This window comes from Anaerostipes sp., from assembly GCF_018381315.1.
GTDB lineage: Bacteria > Bacillota > Clostridia > Lachnospirales > Lachnospiraceae > Anaerostipes.
Window position 1 is genome coordinate 50,143 of sequence record NZ_JAGZSD010000018.1, and the last position, 19,852, is coordinate 69,994.

Consider the following 19,852-nt stretch of genomic DNA (forward strand, 5'->3'; position numbering starts at 1 on the left):
CTGTTATTTTCTCCCTCGTTTACAACTCATCCGGAAAGTCTTTATCCGTGATAAAACCTGATTCATCCAGCTTATAGCACTCCACAATTTTTGTCCGCTTATAGGTCTGACCGGTCTTTACATTGCGCACTGTCAGGATAATCTTTACAAGATTTGTATCCTTTTCCCGCTCAAACTTCAGTTCCTTGATCTCCTGATTCATATACATCTTTTTGGAAAAGGTCCAGTCAACTCCCTTTTTTGCCGCCTCTCCGCCTTCAGAGATAGAGGATGCCTGGTAATGCAGCACTAATTTTTTCCCGTCTGTCTCTTCCTTTGCATACATAATCACCATGCGCCCTTTCTTATCAGCATACGAAATCTTCTCATTGCCGCTGTCCATCTGTACCTGTCCGGCAGCACTCCCCACCTCGCCACAGATCTTTTCCATCAGAATATCTGCCACACTCTGTGCCCGGCTCATATTGGAGATCCTTCCCATGACATTCATTGCAGGGGCCAGTGTTGCGATGGCTGCTGTCATCAGTATGCCGAGCAGAAGAAACGTAACAATTAACTCCACAAGAGTCATCCCTGCCTTAGCCTGCACCAGCTTGCGGCACAGCCTTCTTTTTTTCAGCTGACGTTTCATTTCTCACTTCCTTCCTGCCCGAAGAAATAGATAAAATACCCATCACTGCTCTTGGCTTCTCCGACTTTAACCTTCATGCCCCACTGAGCCTCAGCGGTATCAGATTCCGGCTTTTTCACTGAAAACACAATGTTCTGTTCCTCTGAAGTCTCCGCAGCTTTTTTCTCATAGAATTCTGAGACAGCCCGGTCCGCCTGCTCCTGTACCACTCTTGCCTTCCTGATCTGATTCAAAGACATGACTGTACTTTTATAGAGAAACGCAATTCCCATGAGCAGAATAGAAAACGCCACAAGAACTTCCACCAGCGTCATCCCGCTCCTCTGCCTTAAAATATGATTAAAGATTTTTCTCCATGTTTTTCTCATACGGTCACTCCTGCCATTTCACAGCCCAGGTCCACTGTTCCGGATCATCTGTACTTATTTTTAACGAATATCTGGTCGTAATATGATACTCCTGTTTTCTGGAACTGGAACTCACTTTTGTTACAAGCACAGTCTGATCAGCAGGCGCATCCTTTTCAGACTCCCAGTACATGGTAACCTGAATCTCCCCCAGAGTATCCTTTGCGGACTGGATCATATCAATATCCAAAGTGCGGAAGGCTTCCTTTTCACCGTGCCCTTCTTCCTTTTCGTTGTAGTAGACCCACTTATCATTTTTAATCTGATCATAAAGAAAATACCGGATGTTATCGTCAGATGTCCCCTGTCCTTCCGGGCTTGTGATCTCCTTTTCCAATATCTTATTAAAAGAAACGGCTGAAATCCTGCACTGGTCTTTTACTGCCGACTGCTGTGCATTGGTCAGGACCTGATAGGACACAAGAATCATGATCAGCGCCACAGCCATAAATACACAGAGGATGCACATAACAAAGATCAAAGCACTTCCTTCATTTCTTTTTTTGAGTTTCTCCATAATTATCCACCCTCTTAGTTTCTGCCGTTATAATACCCTGTGATCGTACCGTCAATGCTTTGATAAAAGTTTCTTAAGTTTGTCACCGTAAGCTTCACCGGATTTACTGTAAAATTGCTGATGGTAACATTTTTTCCTCCATCAGTTCCGACTGCCCTGAAATACGCTGTTCCCTGTTTTTCTACGGTCAAAGGAACACCAATGCCGCGTTCTTCATCCGGATCAGCTGCAGTAAAGTAATAGCATTTTAAGATATCTGCCTCACTAAACGCTTCGGATGCCAGAGGATACTCCAGATAGGACACCCCAAAACACTGCTGAAGCTTTAGATTTTTTGCAGGTCCCTGTTTGACGCCGATTATACCGGACATTTTCGTCTTTTCAACCGGAAATCCATAATTTCTGGACTGTCTGATCTCCATGGTGCCTGCCGTAAGGTCTGCCCCTCCGGCAATCCCCCCGGCCTTTTCAGCTTCCAGCAGAGCTGCTGCTGAGCATCCAAAGATCTCTGTTTTCTCACCGGATGCCGACTTTTCTGACAATCCGAGAATACCTCCGGCTGTTTGTTTCGGGCTCTGAACCAAAACTCCCGGCATCACAGATGAAGTTCTGATGATTCCTCCCTTTGAGAGCATTCCCATGACTCCTCCTGCTGTATTCTTTTCAGAACTTATGGTGCCTCCCCTTACAATACATCCCTCGATGATCATGTCCTCTCCGCTGCCGGAGATGCCTCCTGCATTTCCGTAAACAGAACTGATATTTCCGCTGCTGCCGCTGTCAAGGACCATGGTATTGGATGCCATTGTTCCGCAGATACCGCCTGCATCTCCAGTCTCCGCTGTAATATCAGCCAGGTTTTGGAATCCTTTCAGATCCTCTTCTCCCTTCTGTACTCCGGCAACTCCGCCTACACTGTCTTTTCCATAGACATATCCTTTTATCTCATAGAAGTTTCTAATCTTCCCGTTTTTTTCATTGTATCCGGTAATTCCTCCGACGTAAGTATCGCCGCACACATATACCGTAGCCGGTGTACTCTGATCATTCTTGATCATTCCGTTATTGTAGCCTGCGATTCCTCCAATCTGCACTCCCTGTGACCCATATTCAAGCAGCAGCTTGTGGATCTCTTCTTTGGAAGTCTCCTCTGTCTGCATCTGGGAAGTACAATTCTGGATCATTCCGGTGTTCAGCCCGGTAATCCCTCCGCCGAAAAGCTGGGTCGCAGTGACCAGTCCCCTATTCGTCCAGTTCTTAAGGACTGCCTTGGATGTGTATTCTTCCTTTTTTACTATGAAATTGTTGAGGTCAATGTCTTTATTCAATATATCTGACACACTTCCCTGAACGCTTCCGTTGACACCTGTGATACCGCCTACATACTGGCTTCCGATAACATTCGCATAGTTTGAAGATCCATCTCCGTCCATGACAAGCTTTGAATCTATCACTCCGGAATCACCTATCTTCATATGGAATCCGGAAATTCCTCCTACGTATCTCCTTCCGGTTACAAAGGTCTTTTCCTTTTCTTTTCCGGTGGTACATTTTGTAATCGTCCCATCATCATTGATGCCTGCAATACCTCCGACGAAATCACCTTTCAGCTGATCATTTTTTGCGGTTTCCTTCAGCTCTGTTTCTTCCTTTTCAGTAAGAACAGGTGCACTCAGACACTTTTCAATGGACGTCAGCCTGCTGTATCCGACAATACCTCCGATACACTGCCTGCTTCCCGTCACATATCCATAATTTTCGCACTCAGTAAGCGCAAGGTTCCGAACTGCTTCTGGTTTTTGCGGATCTTCAATGTAAGTTCCGTTCAGATAGCCCACAATGCCTCCCACAAACTTTTCCCCGGTTACTCTGGCACTGTTTTTAAGGGATTCATATGTCCGCATGCTTCCGACCAAGATCAGTTTTTCTTCCCCTGTATCCAAAGGCTTTCCGGTAATATCACTGCCGGCAATGCCTCCGACAAATTCTTTTCCGGAAACAGTGCTTTTCTTATCCACAGAAATATTTTTTAGTGTTCCGTAATTAATACCGCAGATGGTTCCTACGTAATCTGTTCCTTCGGATGAAATCTGTTCCAGCACCATGCCTCTTACGGTCCCTTCATTTACCTCAAACAGCCCGGCCGGTGTTTTTTGATCCTTTTTGCCGAAGCTGAATGACCGGACAGTGTAGGACTTGTCATTTTCACCCATTCCCTGAAGCGTATGGGTTTTATTAAGCTTTTCAATGGAAGGAAACGAAACATCGTCTCCGGACTCCGGCACCTGTTTCGTCTTGTCAAAGAGAAATCCGCCTGCTGCCAGGCCCTTGTCACCGCTCCATATTATATCATCAGACTGCCGGTATAAAATCGTATCATCCGGCGCATCTTTCTCTTCAAACCTGAGATTATATAAATGTCTGGCATTGTTCAGATCAAAAATCTTTGTGCCGTCTTTTTTTGTCTCTTCTTTTGCAAAATAAGAGTGCTCTGTATTAGTCTGTTCCCATTGGCTCGGCCGGTATCCGGTTCCTGATGCCTGCATTCTGGCATACACAGGAACACCTGAAAAACCAAGCCTGCGTATACTGTAGGTACCGTCATAGTCAGGTACCTTTTCTGACACTTGGGATGCGGCTTCCAGGTCTACTGCATCCAGGACCAAAATCATTTTCCCTTCTTTGGACACATATCCCATGAATTTCATATCATTTTTCGTTTCTGTCACTTTTTCATCTTTGTCATAAAATGTAACATCACAGCTCAAGGTCAGCTCTTTTTCTTTGCCCTCCTCATGTAAAATCGTGTCCGGCTTATCCAGGTCATTGATCTTAAAAGAACACATAAGCTGATTACTTGATGCATCATAAAGCTTCATATCATATGCCAGACTCAATGCAGATGCCTGATATGCATCTTCAAGATCCCACTGGACAGAAAGTGTCTCTTTATTAACCAGCTTCAGATCTTTGAACACAGAACCCTCCATTGGCTCCGGAGTTGAAGATATAGAATCTACCCCATAATATCCGATCACAGCTTTTGAACGGTCCGCTTTAGCTCTTCCGCTGATATCTGCACTTCCTTCTCCGCCTTTAGGCTGGGTATTCCCATAGTAAAAGCTTTTTGCTTTATCAGAGTAGCAGACTCCCAGCGCAGTCCCCTCAGCAGGGTCAAACTCAACACAAAATGAGGCATTCAGCACATCGGCGTCGTAAATATACGGAGCAATCATATCATAGACGGTCTTTTTTGCCCCTTTATATTCTGATCTTTTTTCGTCTTTCTGGAAGAAGAAATAATACATGCCCTTGGCATCATCCGGAACCGGTGCCCCATCGTCAATCATCTTCCCGTTCAGACGGTTTTCTTTATATTCTGATCCTGTCAGTTCTTTTGACAGTTCATCCAGGCTTCCTCCGGCTTTTGCGTGGGCCATGGAAGACTGCAGCGCTGTAAAAATAGTCTGTGCATATTCATTATTCTTTTTGAATGCAGAGTGCTTCTGATAGGCGGCGATGCCTCCTCCGGCAATGGCCAGAAGAATAGCAAAAATGACCAGCACGGCCATCAGCTCTATCAATGTGTATCCTCTGTTGTCTTTCAGCCTGTTTTTCATAAAAGCTCTCCCTGCTTTCTTTAATCTCAATCTGTTCTCTTAATGATACAATATAAATCTATGAAATTCAACGGTTCCCGGAAAGAAGGATTGGACATATCCGGCTGTTTTATTATATACTGATAAAATCGTCAGAGAAAGAAGGGATGTTTTTATGTATACAACAAAAATCACAGTGAGATACGCAGAGACTGATCAGATGGGAATTGCCCACCACAGTAACTATCCGGTCTGGTTTGAGGTTGCCAGGACTGATTTTATAAAGGCCTGCGGCATCAGCTATACAGATGTGGAGAAAGCCGGTATTATAATGCCTCTCACCGGTCTGAGTGTCAAATACAGACAGGCTGCTTTTTACGAAGATGAGCTTTTCGTCAATATCAAACTTACAAGGCTGACACCGGTTCGCCTGGAATTCTCCTATGAAGTGGTCAGGGAAAATCCCCATACCGTGATTGCGGACGGCACAACGTCTCACGGAATGGTAAACAAAAATCTGGTGCCGTTCAATGTAAAAAAAGAACACCCGGAAATCTACCGGATGTTTGAGAAAAATTTAGATCAATAAAGGGAGATTATAAAGTTGAAACTTGTTTGGCTGGCTCTTGTCATAGGATTAAAATCTGTCTTAACGAAATTCACCGCATTCATATTTGTCTTTGCACTGTTTTTATTAAAAGATAAATCCATATGCTTAAGCCCCGGCAAATGGAGTGAATTCTTATCAGGCCTGTCCAAAAGGCAGATAAAGATATACGCTGTTTTTATCTATACAGCCGCAGCTTTCATTTCATCAACAGGAGCCTGCTTTGCTCTGTCAGCCCTTAAGTTTCAGAATGCATTGGCCATTGCAGTTTTGTTGTTTCTGTCAGGATTTGCCGTCCGCGGCTTTCAATTCTATAAATTATGGAAACATTATATTATAAAACGCCGGCCAATGAACTGATCAAAATATGAATCATTCCGGACAGTAAAGCGGAAGTTCCACGCGGATTACAAGCCATCCGTCAGTCCAGCTGGCTTTGGCTGTCCCTCCCATTTGTTCGGATAATAATTTCACAATAGAAAGCCCAAGTCCTCCTGACTGGCCTCTTGCACGGTCTTCTCTGTAAAATCGTTCAAACAGCCGGTCAGTGTCTGCTTTCTCCCCAGATTTATTGCCAAAAGAGAATATACCTTTTTCTGTTTTTTCTACTTTCACTGTCACATCAGATTCTGCATAGGCAAGGCAGTTTCTGATTAAATTCTGTATCATACGAATAAGCATTTTCCTGTCCGCTCTCACATAGACAATTTCCTGTTCTTCCATCCTTATACGCAGTTCTTTTTCTTCCAGTACCGGAATCATTTCCGCAATACACTCAGCTATCAGTGCCCCAAGATTTATCCGGTCCCAGTCCGGCTCGGATGCTTTACTGGCCAAAAGGGAGTATTCAAAAAACTGTTCAATAAGATTACCCAGCTCATCTGCATGCTTCTGCGCAATTCTCAGCCTGTCCTTTTGATCTTCCTGTGTCAGCGTTTTCATGAGCAGCTGCTGATATCCTTTGATTGCCGTCAGCGGGGTGCGCAGATCATGGGACAGATTTGCTATCATATCCTTCTGCTCTTGTTCCTTCCGAATACTCTGCTCCTTCAGCTTTTCCTCACTTTTCAGACATTGATTGATATTTGCCGCAAGGCATGTAAGCCCGGAATCCATCAATTCCAGGCTTATGGGCTGTCTTGTATTTTCTTTTCTGCGTTTGTCCAGCTGACGGTTCATTTTATTGATCTGCTTTCTAAGCAATATCAGATAACCGGTCAAAATGACAATTCCCGCTGACAATATTAGAATCATTTGGGTACCCCTTTTACTTAATTTCAGCTCTCCGGAAGATCAAAACAGAAATCAATATCATCAAAGCGGCAAATACGGCCCCTGCACTGATACTCTTTAAAAGTATTTCCGGTTCTGCATCCATGGAAAGCCGAAATAAATATTTACTGTGAAACGGTGTCAGGGATATCAGTTTCTGAAATGCCTGATTTCCTCCGGCCTGAAGCATTCCGCAGATTAAAGATACAAGGTATCCTATGCCTATGACCGGCACGGGCCTGCGGAAGATAAAGGACAGCGGAAGGCAAATACTCAGCTGTCCGGCATAGACCACACATACGGCTGCCGTAATTCCAATCATCTTTAATGCACTTTGCAGTGTGACTGCATCCCCTGACTCCTGGCATATCAATGTGAGGAAAACAGACGGAATATACAGCTGATACTGGCTGTCTATGAAAATTGCTGCTGCTGCCACTAAAAAATATGGAAGAATCAGTATGAGAAGAACTATAAAATAAGAAACCGCTTTCCCTAAAATAATTTCATTTCTTCCTTTCCCTCCGGAAACTGCATCGTGAATTGTTTTATTCTCAAAATCTCCGCAGAGGAACAGTCCGGCTGCCACAGTACCCAGCAGCGCTACCATTTGAGCGTCTGCAAGAAAAGAGGCATTTGCTGCAGCGCCTGCTCCAAGGGTGCCGTTCTGAAACCAGTGTGCACACAGCACCATGAGAACGGCTCCTGCCCCTGAAATTAAAAACATCACTTTCAGCGCAGCAGATTTTTTCAGTTTCAGAAGATCGGACCTTACAATATTAATCATTCTGACCGCCCCCTATCACAGATATAAAATAATTTTCCAGACTGTCCCCTTCCAGAGAAAATCCCGTCACTGCCAATCCATTTTTATACAGAGTTTCTGCCACCTGCTCCTGCTGGTCCAGATGATCATACAGCTTGACAGATCCGTCCGGCATAACCTTGTAGTTTGATGTTCCAAGGTTTTCTTCCAGGACAGCAGCCAATTTTGCCGTTTCAGGGCACAGGATTCTGATATGCCGCCTGCAGATTTCATCCAGCTGCTCCTGACTGAGTGTTTTTAAAACCCTCCCTTTATGAATGATAATATAATCTGTGGCAATCTGATAAAGCTCCGGCAGATTATGGCTGGAAATCAGAACTGTAGTGTGGTGTTCCCTGCAAAGCTCCGTCAAAAGCCTGCGAATTTCCACGACTCCCAGAGGGTCTAATCCATTAACCGGCTCATCCAATATAAGGAATTCCGGGTTTCCGATCAATGCTCCTGCAATTCCAAGCCGCTGCTTCATACCTAAAGAGAAATTCTTTGCTTTTTTCTTTCCGGCATTTGTAAGTCCCACCATCTCAATCAGCTCATCCTCTGCTTCTTTATTCGGAATTCCTTTTAAGACACGGCGGACTCTCAGATTTTCCTTGGCGCTCATATTTCCAATAATAGCAGGATACTCTATCATGCATCCGATCCGTTTCCGTTCCTCCTGTAAATTTTTTTCACCCTGGTGTCCAAATAGTGAAATACTGCCCTGTGTCGGAAAACCAAGCCCTGCCGCCAGCCTCATTAATGTTGTTTTGCCTGCTCCATTCTGCCCGATCAGTCCATAAATCTTTCCGGCTTCCAGCCGTAATGAAACCTGGTCAAGGGCACGGAATCCGCTGTAGCTTTTCGTAAGATTTTCTGTCTCTAATACATAATCCATGCTTCCCACCTGTCCTTTCCTTTTCTGATTATAGTCACAGTATAGCGGTCAATGGTCAAGAAAAGGTTAAGCTGTCCGAACCAAACGTAAAGAAATCGTCAAATCAGTCTTTGTGAAGCCGGTAGCCGATCCCCCAGACAGTCTCAATATACTGTTCCTCGGGATTTTCCTTCTTTAATTTGCTTCTCAGATTGCTTATATGGGTTTTTACTGCATTATCGTCCCCCAAGTATTCATCTTCCCAGACAGTTTCATAAAGATTTGCCTTTGTATAAACCTTCTTTGGGTGTTCCATCAGAAGTTCCAAAATTGCATACTCTTTTGCTGTAAATTCCAAATCCTTGTCTCCCAAAAAAACACTTTTGGCATCTTTTGAAAGCACCAGATCTTTATACCTAAGAATCTGTTCTCTGTCCTTCCGGGAGGCAGACCTTCTTAAATTTGACAGGACTCTGGCTTCCACTTCTCCCAAATCAAATGGCTTTGTAATATAATCATCGGCCCCAAGCTTTAATAAATCAATCTTCGTGCCGACCATATCTTTTGCTGAAATAACAATCACCGGAACATCCGAAAATTCTCTAAGCTCTCTTAACACCTGGTCGCCGCTTTTATAGGGAAGCATCAAATCCAGCAGCACCAGGTCGTAACTGCGTTCTTTCAGCTTTTTAAGCCCTTCTGTGCCTGTGGCTGCCGTCTCTGTTTTATAACCGCTCTCTAAGAGACATTCTGAAAGCATCCGGCGAACATCGTCGTTATCTTCTATGATAAATATTGATTTCATGATTTTTCTCCTGCCGCCTGTACCAGCTGTTCCAAAAGGATCAGACGCATCAGCTGATGCGGAAACGTCATTTTGCTGAAACTCAGGTTCAGATTTCCCCGTTTCTGAACTTCTCTGGAAAGTCCCAGAGATCCTCCGATGATAAATACAGTTTCTGTATCCTTCCGGCTGTTCCATTCAGCCCACTTTTGCTGAAGTTCCTTTGTCTTCATCTGTTTTCCGTCAATACAAAGCGGAATTACCACACTTCCTTCCGGAATTCTGCTCAGAATTCTTTCCCCTTCGATCTTCCTGATCCGTTCCTCTTCTTTTACACTTGCACCATCCGGCGTTTTTTCATCTTTCAGCTCGACCAGTTCAAATTGACAGCTGCGCTTAAGCTCCTTCACACAGCGCTCGATCAGCTCCCTTAAGTATGGTTCTTTTATCTTTCCGACGCAGATTATTTTTACTTTCATCCTTGCTCTCCCATGGTTTTTGTAACGTCAACCCACGCCTCAGCCTGTGAACATAAAAACAGCTCTTCTGGCTGAAGCTCAATTGCCGAATTTGCGCTGCCGCAGGCCGGAAAAACCGTCTGAAATCTCAGAAGGGATTCATCCAGAAATACCCTCGTTCCTTCCGGATTTGCAAAAGGGCAGACGCCGCCTCTTTCATGTCCGGTCAGTAATTTCACATCATCCCCCTGAAGCATTTTGGCTTTCAGCCCAAAAACACCTTTAAACTTCTTATTATCAATCTTTGCATCTCCTGCAGTAACCACAAGGATACATCCATGATCCTTTCCATAAAAAGACAAAGTCTTTGCAATTCTTGCTTCCTCTACGCCCAATGCTTTTGCCGCAAGCTCCACCGTAGCGCTGGAGACTTCCAGCTCTTTTGCTCTTTCTGCCATACCATATGATTCTAAATAGTTTTTGACCTCTGCCACAGACATGCCTGTCATCCTTTCTCATCTTTTTTCTGCAAACAAATATTTCTTCCCTATTTTAAACTTTCTGACTCTAAATGACAAGGTTCTTCCTGAGAGAAAACGGGATTCTCCTCCTGCGGCGGGTCGCTTTGGCGGCATGATTCCTTGCGCATTTGTGCGCATCCTGCACGGAGTGCTTTTTATTGCATAGGGGATTCTGAAGGAATTTCCTATACAATAAAAACAAGGATCTGAAACAAATACTTGTTTCAGATCCCGTCCCATTTTAAAAAATTATTAATCGTCCCTGCCTCCGCCGTATAAAATCACAAGACGCAGCAAACTCAATATCGCAGATGCCGCAGATGCCACATAAGTCAAAGCTGCCGCAGATAAAACCTTTCTCGTATCTTCCAGCTCGTCATCATACATCATGGCTGATCCTTTCAGTGCTTTCAGGGCACGGCTGGATGCGTTAAACTCTACCGGCAGTGTTACCAGCTGGAAAATCACAGCCAGTGAGAACAGCAGTATGCCGATGTTGAGCAATGTCTGGTTAGCTCCCAGAAAAATTCCAAGGATAATAAAAACCCAGGACAGATTAGAGCCGATATTAGCAGCCGGCACCAGGCTTCCCCTGATCTTAAGCGGTGCATATGCCTCTTTATCCTGCATAGCATGGCCGCACTCATGGGCTGCAACTCCGATGGCTGCAACAGAGGTAGCATTATAAGTGGCATCAGAAAGCCTCAGCACCTTGCTTCTGGGATCATAGTGATCAGTCAGGTTACCTGACACACGTTCTACTACCACATCATAGATCCCTGAATCGTTTAAGATCCTTGTGGCAGCCTGTGCTCCAGTGAGGCCTGTGTGGCTGCGCACTTTTGAATACCGTTTAAATGCTGAGTTCATCTTGGCAGATGCAATCAGTGTAATAACAACTCCAATTAAAATCAAAAAATTAGTTGGATTGTAAAAAAATCCATACATAGGAAACATAAGTCATCCCTTCCTCTTCAAAAACTCTATCTATTCTTTACAGTAGAAAGCATTATATCTTTAAGCAGGTATAAAATCAATAGATTTTATATTTATTTTAGAAAAAATCACAGGAAGTTCACAAAGGGATAGCGGACTCTGCAGATTTGTTCTTAATATAATATTGATTCATAGTATCCCACGAGCCAGTCTGATTCATTCAGTGTCAGTTAAAGTTTGAGAGAATATACCGGCTCGTCTCTTAAACCAACAAACCTTCCATTATGCAATTTTATCATAATGAAAGGTTTGATTTTTCAGGCTCTCTGAATTATTCGTCCCAATTATGCCAGACATCCTGGACATCATCGTCTTCTTCCAGCAGATCCAGGGTTTTCTGGAGATTCTTAATATCATCTTCGGAAGTGAGATCCACCATAGTATTCGGAATCATCGTAACTTCCGCACTTGCCATCTCAATAGACTCTGACTCCAAAGCCTCTCTGACTTTGGAAAAGTCATCCGGATCCGTAACGATCTCGTAACTGTCTTCCTCTGACGCAAAATCTTCCGCTCCTGCATCCAGTGCCGTCATCATCAGATCATCCTCATCCATCTCACAGTCTTCTTTTGCAATCAGAATCTGACCCTTCTTTTCAAACATATAGGAAACACACCCCGGTGTTCCGATGCTTCCGCTTCCTTTTGTAAAGGCACTTCTTACATTGGATGCTGTCCTGTTTTTGTTGTCTGTCAGTGCTTCCACGATAATGGCAACTCCGCTCGGGCCGTATCCTTCGTATGTAATGGATTCGTAGTTGACAGCGTTTGCGTCCCCTGCTGCCTTTTTGATGCTCCGGTCAATAGTGTCATTGGGCATATTGTTGGCCTTCGCCTTTGCCACAATGTCACGGAGCCGGCTGTTGTTCTCCGGATCCGCTCCGCCCTCTTTGACTGCCACTGCGATCTCCCTGCCAAGCTTTGTGAAGATCTTACCTTTTTTTGCATCATTTTTTTCTTTTTTGTGTTTGATATTCGCAAACTTACTATGTCCTGACATAACTGAAATTACTCCTTATCTTTTTCTTCTTTTTTTGTACGTTTTTTCTCCACTTTCACCTGTTTGATGACATTGTCGTGGATATCCACGGACTTAAAAGACCACCCCTGATAGATGATCTCCACCTCTTCTCCCTGATCCGGAAGATGGCCCAGCTGATCTACCAAAAATCCGCTCAGCGTCTCAACTTCTTCAGTGTCAAACTCAATGCCGAGCACATCTTCGATCTTTTCCAACCTTGTACTTCCCCGCATCAGAAAAATATCAGCCCATCCAAGCTTGGTGATCTCGCGGTCTTCCACATCATACTCATCTAAAATATTGCCTACGATGACTTCCAGCATATCTTCCATGGAGACAATACCTTCTGTCTGGCTGTATTCGTCCACCACAATCGCCATATGAATCTTCTTTGTCTGCATCTCCTGAAACAGCGCAGAAAGATTCATTGTCTGGTGGACATAAAACGGCTCTCTGGCTATCTCAGAAAGCTCCAGATCCTTATGGTTCATATAAGCATCCATCACATCCTTGAGATACAAAACTCCTATGATGTGATCAATATCCTCCTCATAAAGCGGAAATCTGGAATATGGTTCATCCAGCATAAAATGCAGTACTTCTTCCAGAGACATGGTACAGCCGATTCCTGCAATCTTCTTTCGGGAAGTCATAACATCGGTAACATCCTTGTCCCCGAACTCAAAAATATTGGTAATCATCTTGGCTTCATCTTCCAGGATGGCTCCCTGCTCATGCCCTTCATTGACGATGTTCATGATCTCTTCTTCATACTCATTGTCACTGTCGTCATCAGCTTCACGCTCTGCCTGTTCGTTCAGCTTCCCCTTGGGCTTATTTTTTCGTTTTGTTCCAATTATGTAGCCGATGACGGCGCCCAATACCAGCATGAGCATCGGTATCAGAATCATCATGGCACTTAAATCTTCCATATACATCTCCTTTATTCATCAGTCGTAATAAAATATACCATTTTACGAAGAAAAGGTCAATCTGTCCATCTATGTATCAAGACTTAAACTGATCCTTAATGCCTTGTCAACTTTCTCTAATATAGAACTGTTCAGATGACAGACCTTTTCTCTCAGCCGGCTTTTATCAATTGTCCTGATCTGCTCCAGCAGTATGACCGAATCCTTTTCCAGCTGGCACTTCCTGCAGTCCACCGGCACATGGGTGGGAAGCTTTGCCTTGTTCATCTTGCTGGTGATTGCGGCACAGATAACTGTCGGGCTGTAGCGGTTGCCCGCATCGTTCTGTAAAATAATCACCGGACGGACGCCTCCCTGCTCTGAACCGACCACTGGCCTTAAATCTGCATAAAAAATATCTCCTCGCTTAATTACCATAAGCCTATTCACTCTCCATCTCTTTCATAATAGTTTATGAAGAGTATTGACATTTCTTTCAGTTCTATTCAATATATATTCCATTTTCACCTGTTTTCCGGCTTGCTTTGTAAAGGATATGATATTTCTAGTCTTCCAGATAGTCAACTGCTTCCTTTGCTTTGCCATTCTGAAAATATACGCGCGGGACCCTTTTCCCGATTCCGCAGACAAATTCATAATTAAAGGAACCTGCCAGATTGGCCGCCTCCTCCACTGATATGCTCTTGTCTCCATCGGTTCCTACCAGGGTGACCTGGTCCATGACACTGACCCCTTCGATATCCGTCACATCCACCATAAACTGGTCCATACAGATTCTCCCGATGATCGGTGCATACTGTCCGCGGATAATGACTCTCCCTTTGGAAGACAGGGCCCTGGGATAACCGTCCGCGTAGCCTACCGGGATCGTTGCGATCTTGGTCGTCCGCTCTGTGATAAAGGTAGATCCGTAGCTGACCCCTTCCCCCGGCTCCACTTCCTTTACATGGATCACATGGCTGATCAGGGAAAGCGCCGGCCTCAAATCAATGGCTGACTTGTCTACCTCTTCTGACGGATACAGTCCGTAAGTAATAATTCCGGAGCGCACCATATCCATTCGGCAGTCGGCAAGATCCATAATGGCTGCACTGTTGGAAACATGCTTGACCGGAATCTGTATTCCTTTCTCCTCCAGCTGCTGCACAAATCTGTCAAATAAGTCCTTCTGATGCCTCGCTGATGTTTTATCCTTTTCGTCTGCGCATGCAAAATGAGTGAAAATCCCCTGAATTTTTATATTCGGAAGCTCCTGTATCCGCTCAACCTGCAGAACGGATTCTTCTGTCGGTTTAAATCCGATCCGGTTCATTCCTGTGTCTACTTTGATATGTATTTTGGCGTCTTTTTTCATGGTTACTGCAAATTTAGAGATCGCCTCCGCCATCTCATAAGAAAACACTGTCTGTTCAATTTCATGCTGAATCAGGGAAGCATACTGATATTCCGATGTATAGCCAAGAATCAGGATCGGTTTGGTAATTCCCTGTTTTCTTAAGGCGATCCCTTCCTCAATGATTGCCACTGCAAAACCATCTACGCCGATTTTATTTAATGCCTTTGCCACCGGAACAGCCCCATGGCCGTATCCGTCCGCCTTGATTACCGGCATAATTTTTGTATTTGGTCCCACTATATTTTTTATCTCGCTGATGTTATGGCAGATCGCATCCAGGTCGATAGCTGCATATACTCTATAATACTGATTCATTTTTGATTCCTCCTAAAACACTGCTGACCGAATCTATGATGTCGGAGGCCAGCATACTGTCATGCCCAAGCCTTTCTGCAGCATGGTCTCCTGCAAGGCCGTGGACATATACTCCCAGGGCCGCAGCCTCAAACGGCTCCATCCCCCGTCCCAGCAGACTGGCAATGATTCCGCTCAGTACATCTCCGCTTCCTCCCGTGGCCATACCGTGATTTCCGCTGCGGTTATAGTACACAGGATCATCTCCTGATACAGCCAGGGTTGCGGCATCTTTCAGAACAACAACGCTCTGAAATTGATCCGCGGCACGGTGTCCTGCTCCCAGCAGATCTTCTTTCACTTGTTCTGCTGATATATGCAGAAGTCTCGCTGCCTCTAAAAGGTGCGGGGTTAAAATGCATCCTTTTTGGTAATTAAGCTGCATTTCATAGCGGCTGACTGTATTCAGCCCGTCCGCATCCAGGACAAGCGGCTTTGTCCCATGGGACAATACGGTTTCCAAAAGCCTTTTTGTCCGCCCTGACACTCCCATTCCCGGACCAAACAGGATACAGTCACACCATGCAAGGGAATCCTCCAGGTCTTCTTCCGTCCCAAACAATACTTCCGGAAGCATTGACTGTAAGATCGGACGGTTGGAGGCATGGGAAATCACCTTTACCAGACCGCTGCCCATACGCAGGGCACTTTTTGCCGAGAAATATGCAGCCCCTGACATGGATTCATTTCCCGCAGCGATCAAAACCTTTCCATAGGTTCCTTTATGTGAGTCTGCCTTGCGTTTGGGTAGTTTTAAGAGATCCTCCCTGTCATATGAAAATCCTCCGGCGTATTTTTTCAGTGTCTGGTCAAAGAAGCCGATCCGTTCTGTATACAGCCGTCCTGAATAACTTCTTCCCGGATAGAGAAGATGGCCCGCTTTTGGCCCTCCGAAAGTCACCGTGGCGTCCGCTTTGACAGCACACCCAAGAACCTTTCCTGTGTCACCGCTGATGCCTGAGGGAATATCTACAGACAATACTTTTGCCCTGCTCCCGTTGATATTCTCTACGGCAGTGCGGTACACGCCGGAAATCTCCCGGGAAAGCCCCACGCCGAACAGTCCTTCCAGTATCCAGTCATAGTCATTAAAATCTGCATCCTTCTTCATTTCATAACCCAGACGGTTTAAGATTCCCAGCTGGGTCTTCAGGTCCCCGGACGCCTTTTCAAGATTCCCTGTGACTGTGTAATCTACCGAAAATCCTTCTTCCAAAAGAATTCTCGCCGCGGCCAGAGCATCCCCTCCGTTGTTTCCGCAGCCTGCCACAGCCAGTATCCTGTCCTGCTTTCCTGCAGCCTTCATAAGCCTTCCGGCAATCTTTTCACTGGCCCGTTCCATCAGGACAAGGCCCGGCACTCCTATTTGTTCTATGGTTTCTTTATCTACGTTCTGCATTTCCTGATTATTTAATACATATTTCATAGACACTCTCCTATGACAAAAGCCTGTGCCAGTCCTTTTGTATTGGTAATCGACACATGAAACTTTGTAATCTTCATCTCCAAGGCCAGCTTTCTGGCTCTCCCTGATACCTTTACATAAGGCGCTCCCTTTGTATCCCGGAACACCTCGATCTCAAAAGGCTCCAATCCGAAGAAGCCGGTTCCAAATACCTTGGAAACGGCTTCCTTCACTGCAAAATTCCCAGCAAGAGTCGTACTGTCTGAGCCTGCAAATGCCAGTTCGTCTTCCGAAAAGATCCGGCTTAAACTGTTCTTTCTCTCCACCAGCTTTTGAACCCGTCCGATCTCTACCAGATCAGTTCCAATTCCGACAATCATGATGACCTCCTGTCATTACTCTGCAGTCTCGCTGTCTTCCCTGCTGTGGATATTATATGTCAGAGTCATGAGACTCTCTGCCAAATGTACATTTTCAACCGTGACACTGTCAGGCAGTGTAAGATCTACAGGTGCAAAATTCCAAAATCCTTTGATCCCCCAGGATGCCAATTCTTTTGCAATCTTCGGCGCCTGATCCTGAGGAAGAGTCAGCGCAGCAATCTTGATCTCATGGTTCTTGATAAATTCCTCCATATCGTCGATATCGTGAACTTCCACACCGTGCACTGTAATACCGATCAGCTTTGGATTCACATCAAAAAGTGCAATTACCTGAAATCCAATGCTGTTATTGTTAAAATCCTGATAATTCGCCAGCGCCTGGCCGAGATTCCCCGCGCCTACAATAATCATCTGATTGCTTTTATCAAGCCCCAGAATCTTTCCGATCTCCACATAAAGATTCTCTACGTTATAACCGTATCCCTGCTGTCCGAATCCCCCGAAATTATTAAGATCCTGCCGGATCTGGGATGCAGTCACCTTCATCCGCTCACTCAGTTCTTTGGAGGAAATCCTTGTAATATTTTTTGCTTTCAAGGCTCCCAAATAACGGTAATATCTAGGTAATCTCTTTATAACTGCCGGTGATATATTTTTATCCATTGATGACATTATTACCCTCCCACTTATTTTATTTACTACTTAAATGATGTTGGGGCCATAAAATGTTTTGACCATTTGACCCTGATATCCTTAAATTAAATAAATTATATAAGATTGTCTAATATCTGTCAAACTTTTAGTGCGTTTTTTCAGAAATTATGTTATGCTAAGAAAGAATTTTTATTGCTAAGAAGTTTTGAAGGAGTACACTATGGTTTTATCTTGTCAGAATATATATAAAACTTTCGTTGATCAGGAAGTCCTGAAAGGAATTTCCTTTCATATTAATGAAAAAGACCGTCTTGCTGTAATTGGCTTAAACGGAGCCGGAAAATCCACCCTGCTGAAAATTATTATGGATCAGATGACCCCCGATGAAGGCGAGATCCACAAAAAAAAGGATGCACGGATCGGCTATCTTGCCCAGCACCAGGACCATACTTCTTCTCTTACCATTTATGAAGAGCTTTTGACCATAAAACAGGATGTGATTGAGTTAGATAAAAAACTCCGGTCATTAGAACAGATGATGAAGCATTTAAACGGCAGAGAGCTTGAGGATAAGATGGAGGAGTACACCAGAGCCACTCATTTATTTGAGCAGAAAAACGGCTTTGCCTATCAGAGTGAAATTACCGGTATTTTAAAAGGACTTGGTTTTCAGGAAGAAGATTTTCAAAAAAAGATCTCAACACTCTCCGGAGGCCAAAAGACCAGAGTTGCTCTCGGCAAGCTTCTTCTGATGAAGCCTGAGATTCTTCTTCTGGATGAGCCTACCAACCATCTGGATGTGGAATCGATCCAATGGCTGGAGACATATTTAAGCCACTACGAAGGTGCAGTGATCCTGGTCTCCCATGACCGGTATTTCCTGGACAAGATTGTCAACAAAGTTATGGAAATCGAATCAGGACATGCCATGCTTTTTGACGGCAACTATACTTCTTTTATCCAAAAAAGAGATCAGGTAAAAGCCATCCGCTTAAAAGAATATGAAAATCAGCAGCAGGAAATCAAACACCAGAAAGCAGTCATTGAAAAACTCAAACAGTTTAACCGGGAAAAGTCCATCCGCCGGGCTGAAAGCCGGGAAAAAATGCTGAATAAGATTGATGTGATTGAAAAACCTATGGAGGCTGACGGCAAAATGCGCTTTTTTATCGAACCTTCAGTCGTCAGCGGAAACGATGTCCTCACCGTAGAACATCTGGAAAAAAGTTTCGGATCACATACCCTGTTTTCTGATATAGGCTTTGAGATATTCCGTGGAGAGCGCGCAGCCTTAATCGGCGCCAACGGCACCGGAAAAACCACAATGCTGAAGATCATCTGCAAACAGATCGCAAAAAACAAAGGACAGATCAAGCTGGGGTCCCAGGTATCCATAGGATATTATGATCAGGCACAGGACAATCTGCATCCAGAAAAAACCATCTTCGATGAGATTTCTGATTCTTTCCCGGAACTAACCAATACAAGAATTCGCAATACGCTGGCTGCTTTTCTCTTTAAAGGCGAGGATGTATTCAAACTGATCTCCTCTTTAAGCGGCGGAGAAAAAGGACGGGTATCACTGGCAAAGCTTATGCTGTCACGGGCTAACTTCCTGATCCTCGATGAACCGACTAACCATTTGGACATTCATTCCAAAGAAATTTTGGAATCCGCCCTGTCCCAATATACAGGAACTGTCTTGTATGTCTCCCACGACCGTTATTTTATTAACAAGACGGCTACAAGAATATTGGAACTTTCTCCTTCCAAAGGACTGCACTCCTACTCCGGAGATTATCAGCACTACCTTTTAGAAAAAGAAAAAGAAGGAACAGAGGAAGTACAGGCGGCAGAGACTGAAAACATATCTGATACAAAAATAAGCTGGCAGAAACAAAAGGAACAAGAGGCAAAACGCCGGAAAACAGAAAACCGGCTGAAAAAAGTGGAATCAGAAATCGAAAGGCTGGAGGAAGAAAACACAAAGCTGGAAGAAGAAATGTGTCTGCCTGAAAATGCAGTAAACACACAAAAACTGCTGGAACTCTCCACCGTCAAAGCCAACAACGACCAGCAGCTGGAAGCATTATATGAAGAATGGGAAACCCTCTCAGAAGAAACTGAGTAAAACAACATGACATTTTGACCAGTTCTCCGGCTTGCTGTCTCAGGAATGTAAGATTTTCTAACTTTCAGCAAAGCTTCTCCGGCGGCCCGTTCGGAACTCACTTCG

At 44.5% G+C, this 19,852-nt stretch carries 21 protein-coding genes; 3 read left to right on the forward strand and 18 right to left on the reverse strand.

Features of this window, described 5'->3' with window-relative positions; genetic code table 11:
* Window positions 1–19 precede the first annotated feature (19 nt).
* Genes KH180_RS13030 through KH180_RS13045 form a run of 4 tightly spaced genes read right to left on the reverse strand, consistent with a single transcriptional unit; the run spans window position 20 to window position 5,175 of the window.
* A complete protein-coding gene (locus tag KH180_RS13030; RefSeq protein ID WP_290761023.1) occupies window positions 20–631 on the reverse strand; it encodes a type II secretion system protein in 612 nt (203 codons plus the stop codon).
* Window positions 628–999, reverse strand: coding sequence for a type II secretion system protein (locus KH180_RS13035; protein WP_290761025.1), 372 nt, complete (start codon window positions 997–999; stop codon window positions 628–630). Before KH180_RS13035 ends, KH180_RS13030 begins: the two co-directional genes overlap by 4 nt.
* Before the next feature lie 4 nt (window positions 1,000–1,003).
* Window positions 1,004–1,555, reverse strand: a complete 552-nt coding sequence (locus KH180_RS13040) for a hypothetical protein (protein WP_290761026.1) — start codon at window positions 1,553–1,555, stop codon at window positions 1,004–1,006.
* A 14-nt stretch (window positions 1,556–1,569) separates the two neighbouring features.
* Window positions 1,570–5,175, reverse strand: coding sequence for a type II secretion system protein (locus KH180_RS13045; protein WP_290761027.1), 3,606 nt, complete (start codon window positions 5,173–5,175; stop codon window positions 1,570–1,572).
* Window positions 5,176–5,329: 154 nt separating this feature from the next.
* Here KH180_RS13045 and KH180_RS13050 point away from each other — a divergent pair, with 154 nt between their 5' ends.
* Together KH180_RS13050 and KH180_RS13055 are read left to right on the forward strand one after the other, a co-directional pair.
* Window positions 5,330–5,743: an acyl-CoA thioesterase gene (locus tag KH180_RS13050; RefSeq protein ID WP_290761029.1), complete on the forward strand. Its 414-nt coding sequence runs from the start codon at window positions 5,330–5,332 to the stop codon at window positions 5,741–5,743.
* Between the two features lie 15 nt (window positions 5,744–5,758).
* Window positions 5,759–6,121, forward strand: coding sequence for a hypothetical protein (locus KH180_RS13055; RefSeq protein ID WP_290761030.1), 363 nt, complete (start codon window positions 5,759–5,761; stop codon window positions 6,119–6,121).
* 12 nt (window positions 6,122–6,133) lie between these two features.
* Here KH180_RS13055 and KH180_RS13060 read toward each other — a convergent pair whose 3' ends face one another.
* The 14 genes from KH180_RS13060 to KH180_RS13125 form a co-directional block, all read right to left on the reverse strand.
* The gene (locus KH180_RS13060; RefSeq protein ID WP_290761032.1) at window positions 6,134–7,015 is read right to left on the reverse strand and encodes a sensor histidine kinase; all 882 of its coding nucleotides are present in this window, start codon (window positions 7,013–7,015) and stop codon (window positions 6,134–6,136) included.
* A gap of 13 nt (window positions 7,016–7,028) precedes the next feature.
* Window positions 7,029–7,820, reverse strand: coding sequence for a hypothetical protein (locus tag KH180_RS13065; protein ID WP_290761034.1), 792 nt, complete (start codon window positions 7,818–7,820; stop codon window positions 7,029–7,031).
* Window positions 7,813–8,733, reverse strand: a complete 921-nt coding sequence (locus tag KH180_RS13070) for an ABC transporter ATP-binding protein (RefSeq protein WP_290761036.1) — start codon at window positions 8,731–8,733, stop codon at window positions 7,813–7,815. The genes KH180_RS13065 and KH180_RS13070 overlap by 8 nt, the downstream gene beginning before the upstream one ends.
* A 103-nt stretch (window positions 8,734–8,836) precedes the next feature.
* A complete protein-coding gene (locus KH180_RS13075; RefSeq protein WP_290761038.1) occupies window positions 8,837–9,517 on the reverse strand; it encodes a response regulator transcription factor in 681 nt (226 codons plus the stop codon).
* A complete protein-coding gene (rlmH, locus tag KH180_RS13080) occupies window positions 9,514–9,975 on the reverse strand; it encodes a 23S rRNA (pseudouridine(1915)-N(3))-methyltransferase RlmH (RefSeq protein WP_290761040.1) in 462 nt (153 codons plus the stop codon). Before rlmH ends, KH180_RS13075 begins: the two co-directional genes overlap by 4 nt.
* Window positions 9,972–10,454, reverse strand: coding sequence for a YbaK/EbsC family protein (locus KH180_RS13085; RefSeq protein WP_290761042.1), 483 nt, complete (start codon window positions 10,452–10,454; stop codon window positions 9,972–9,974). Before KH180_RS13085 ends, rlmH begins: the two co-directional genes overlap by 4 nt.
* A gap of 273 nt (window positions 10,455–10,727) precedes the next feature.
* On the reverse strand, window positions 10,728–11,432 hold the full coding sequence (locus KH180_RS13090) for a zinc metallopeptidase (RefSeq protein WP_290761044.1): 705 nt from the start codon (window positions 11,430–11,432) through the stop codon (window positions 10,728–10,730).
* Window positions 11,433–11,742: 310 nt separating this feature from the next.
* The gene (locus KH180_RS13095) at window positions 11,743–12,471 is read right to left on the reverse strand and encodes a YebC/PmpR family DNA-binding transcriptional regulator (RefSeq protein WP_290761046.1); all 729 of its coding nucleotides are present in this window, start codon (window positions 12,469–12,471) and stop codon (window positions 11,743–11,745) included.
* A gap of 8 nt (window positions 12,472–12,479) precedes the next feature.
* Entirely contained in the window at window positions 12,480–13,424 is a 945-nt protein-coding gene (locus KH180_RS13100; protein ID WP_290761048.1) for a hemolysin family protein, read from the reverse strand.
* Between the two features lie 69 nt (window positions 13,425–13,493).
* Window positions 13,494–13,841, reverse strand: a complete 348-nt coding sequence (locus tag KH180_RS13105; protein WP_137328854.1) for a type II toxin-antitoxin system PemK/MazF family toxin — start codon at window positions 13,839–13,841, stop codon at window positions 13,494–13,496.
* Window positions 13,842–13,968: 127 nt separating this feature from the next.
* Window positions 13,969–15,135, reverse strand: a complete 1,167-nt coding sequence (gene alr, locus KH180_RS13110; RefSeq protein ID WP_290761051.1) for an alanine racemase — start codon at window positions 15,133–15,135, stop codon at window positions 13,969–13,971.
* Window positions 15,119–16,600, reverse strand: coding sequence for an NAD(P)H-hydrate dehydratase (locus tag KH180_RS13115; RefSeq protein ID WP_290761052.1), 1,482 nt, complete (start codon window positions 16,598–16,600; stop codon window positions 15,119–15,121). Before KH180_RS13115 ends, alr begins: the two co-directional genes overlap by 17 nt.
* Window positions 16,597–16,959 carry a holo-ACP synthase gene (gene acpS / locus KH180_RS13120; protein WP_290761053.1) on the reverse strand — a complete coding sequence of 121 codons (363 nt, stop codon included), beginning with the start codon at window positions 16,957–16,959 and terminating at the stop codon, window positions 16,597–16,599. The genes KH180_RS13115 and acpS overlap by 4 nt, the downstream gene beginning before the upstream one ends.
* A gap of 15 nt (window positions 16,960–16,974) precedes the next feature.
* Window positions 16,975–17,634, reverse strand: a complete 660-nt coding sequence (locus KH180_RS13125; RefSeq protein ID WP_290761055.1) for a redox-sensing transcriptional repressor Rex — start codon at window positions 17,632–17,634, stop codon at window positions 16,975–16,977.
* Between the two features lie 202 nt (window positions 17,635–17,836).
* Between KH180_RS13125 and abc-f the strand changes: the two genes are divergently transcribed.
* Window positions 17,837–19,747 (forward strand): ribosomal protection-like ABC-F family protein, encoded by a 1,911-nt coding sequence (gene abc-f, locus KH180_RS13130; RefSeq protein WP_290761057.1) that lies wholly within the window; start codon window positions 17,837–17,839, stop codon window positions 19,745–19,747.
* The last annotated feature ends 105 nt before the right edge of the window (window positions 19,748–19,852 follow it).

Excerpts from the sequence above, each read along its gene's own strand:
- KH180_RS13030 (WP_290761023.1), bottom strand. The coding sequence starts at position 631 with ATGAAACGTCAGCTGAAAAAAAGAAGGCTGTGCCGCAAGCTGGTGCAG.
- KH180_RS13035 (WP_290761025.1), bottom strand. The coding sequence starts at position 999 with ATGAGAAAAACATGGAGAAAAATCTTTAATCATATTTTAAGGCAGAGG.
- KH180_RS13040 (WP_290761026.1), bottom strand. The coding sequence starts at position 1,555 with ATGGAGAAACTCAAAAAAAGAAATGAAGGAAGTGCTTTGATCTTTGTT.
- KH180_RS13045 (WP_290761027.1), bottom strand. The coding sequence starts at position 5,175 with ATGAAAAACAGGCTGAAAGACAACAGAGGATACACATTGATAGAGCTG.
- KH180_RS13050 (WP_290761029.1), top strand. The coding sequence starts at position 5,330 with ATGTATACAACAAAAATCACAGTGAGATACGCAGAGACTGATCAGATG.
- KH180_RS13060 (WP_290761032.1), bottom strand. The coding sequence starts at position 7,015 with ATGATTCTAATATTGTCAGCGGGAATTGTCATTTTGACCGGTTATCTG.
- KH180_RS13065 (WP_290761034.1), bottom strand. The coding sequence starts at position 7,820 with ATGATTAATATTGTAAGGTCCGATCTTCTGAAACTGAAAAAATCTGCT.
- KH180_RS13070 (WP_290761036.1), bottom strand. The coding sequence starts at position 8,733 with ATGGATTATGTATTAGAGACAGAAAATCTTACGAAAAGCTACAGCGGA.
- KH180_RS13075 (WP_290761038.1), bottom strand. The coding sequence starts at position 9,517 with ATGAAATCAATATTTATCATAGAAGATAACGACGATGTTCGCCGGATG.
- rlmH (WP_290761040.1), bottom strand. The coding sequence starts at position 9,975 with ATGAAAGTAAAAATAATCTGCGTCGGAAAGATAAAAGAACCATACTTA.
- KH180_RS13085 (WP_290761042.1), bottom strand. The coding sequence starts at position 10,454 with ATGTCTGTGGCAGAGGTCAAAAACTATTTAGAATCATATGGTATGGCA.
- KH180_RS13090 (WP_290761044.1), bottom strand. The coding sequence starts at position 11,432 with ATGTTTCCTATGTATGGATTTTTTTACAATCCAACTAATTTTTTGATT.
- KH180_RS13095 (WP_290761046.1), bottom strand. The coding sequence starts at position 12,471 with ATGTCAGGACATAGTAAGTTTGCGAATATCAAACACAAAAAAGAAAAA.
- KH180_RS13100 (WP_290761048.1), bottom strand. The coding sequence starts at position 13,424 with ATGGAAGATTTAAGTGCCATGATGATTCTGATACCGATGCTCATGCTG.
- KH180_RS13105 (WP_137328854.1), bottom strand. The coding sequence starts at position 13,841 with ATGGTAATTAAGCGAGGAGATATTTTTTATGCAGATTTAAGGCCAGTG.
- alr (WP_290761051.1), bottom strand. The coding sequence starts at position 15,135 with ATGAATCAGTATTATAGAGTATATGCAGCTATCGACCTGGATGCGATC.
- KH180_RS13115 (WP_290761052.1), bottom strand. The coding sequence starts at position 16,600 with ATGAAATATGTATTAAATAATCAGGAAATGCAGAACGTAGATAAAGAA.
- acpS (WP_290761053.1), bottom strand. The coding sequence starts at position 16,959 with ATGATTGTCGGAATTGGAACTGATCTGGTAGAGATCGGACGGGTTCAA.
- KH180_RS13125 (WP_290761055.1), bottom strand. The coding sequence starts at position 17,634 with ATGTCATCAATGGATAAAAATATATCACCGGCAGTTATAAAGAGATTA.
- abc-f (WP_290761057.1), top strand. The coding sequence starts at position 17,837 with ATGGTTTTATCTTGTCAGAATATATATAAAACTTTCGTTGATCAGGAA.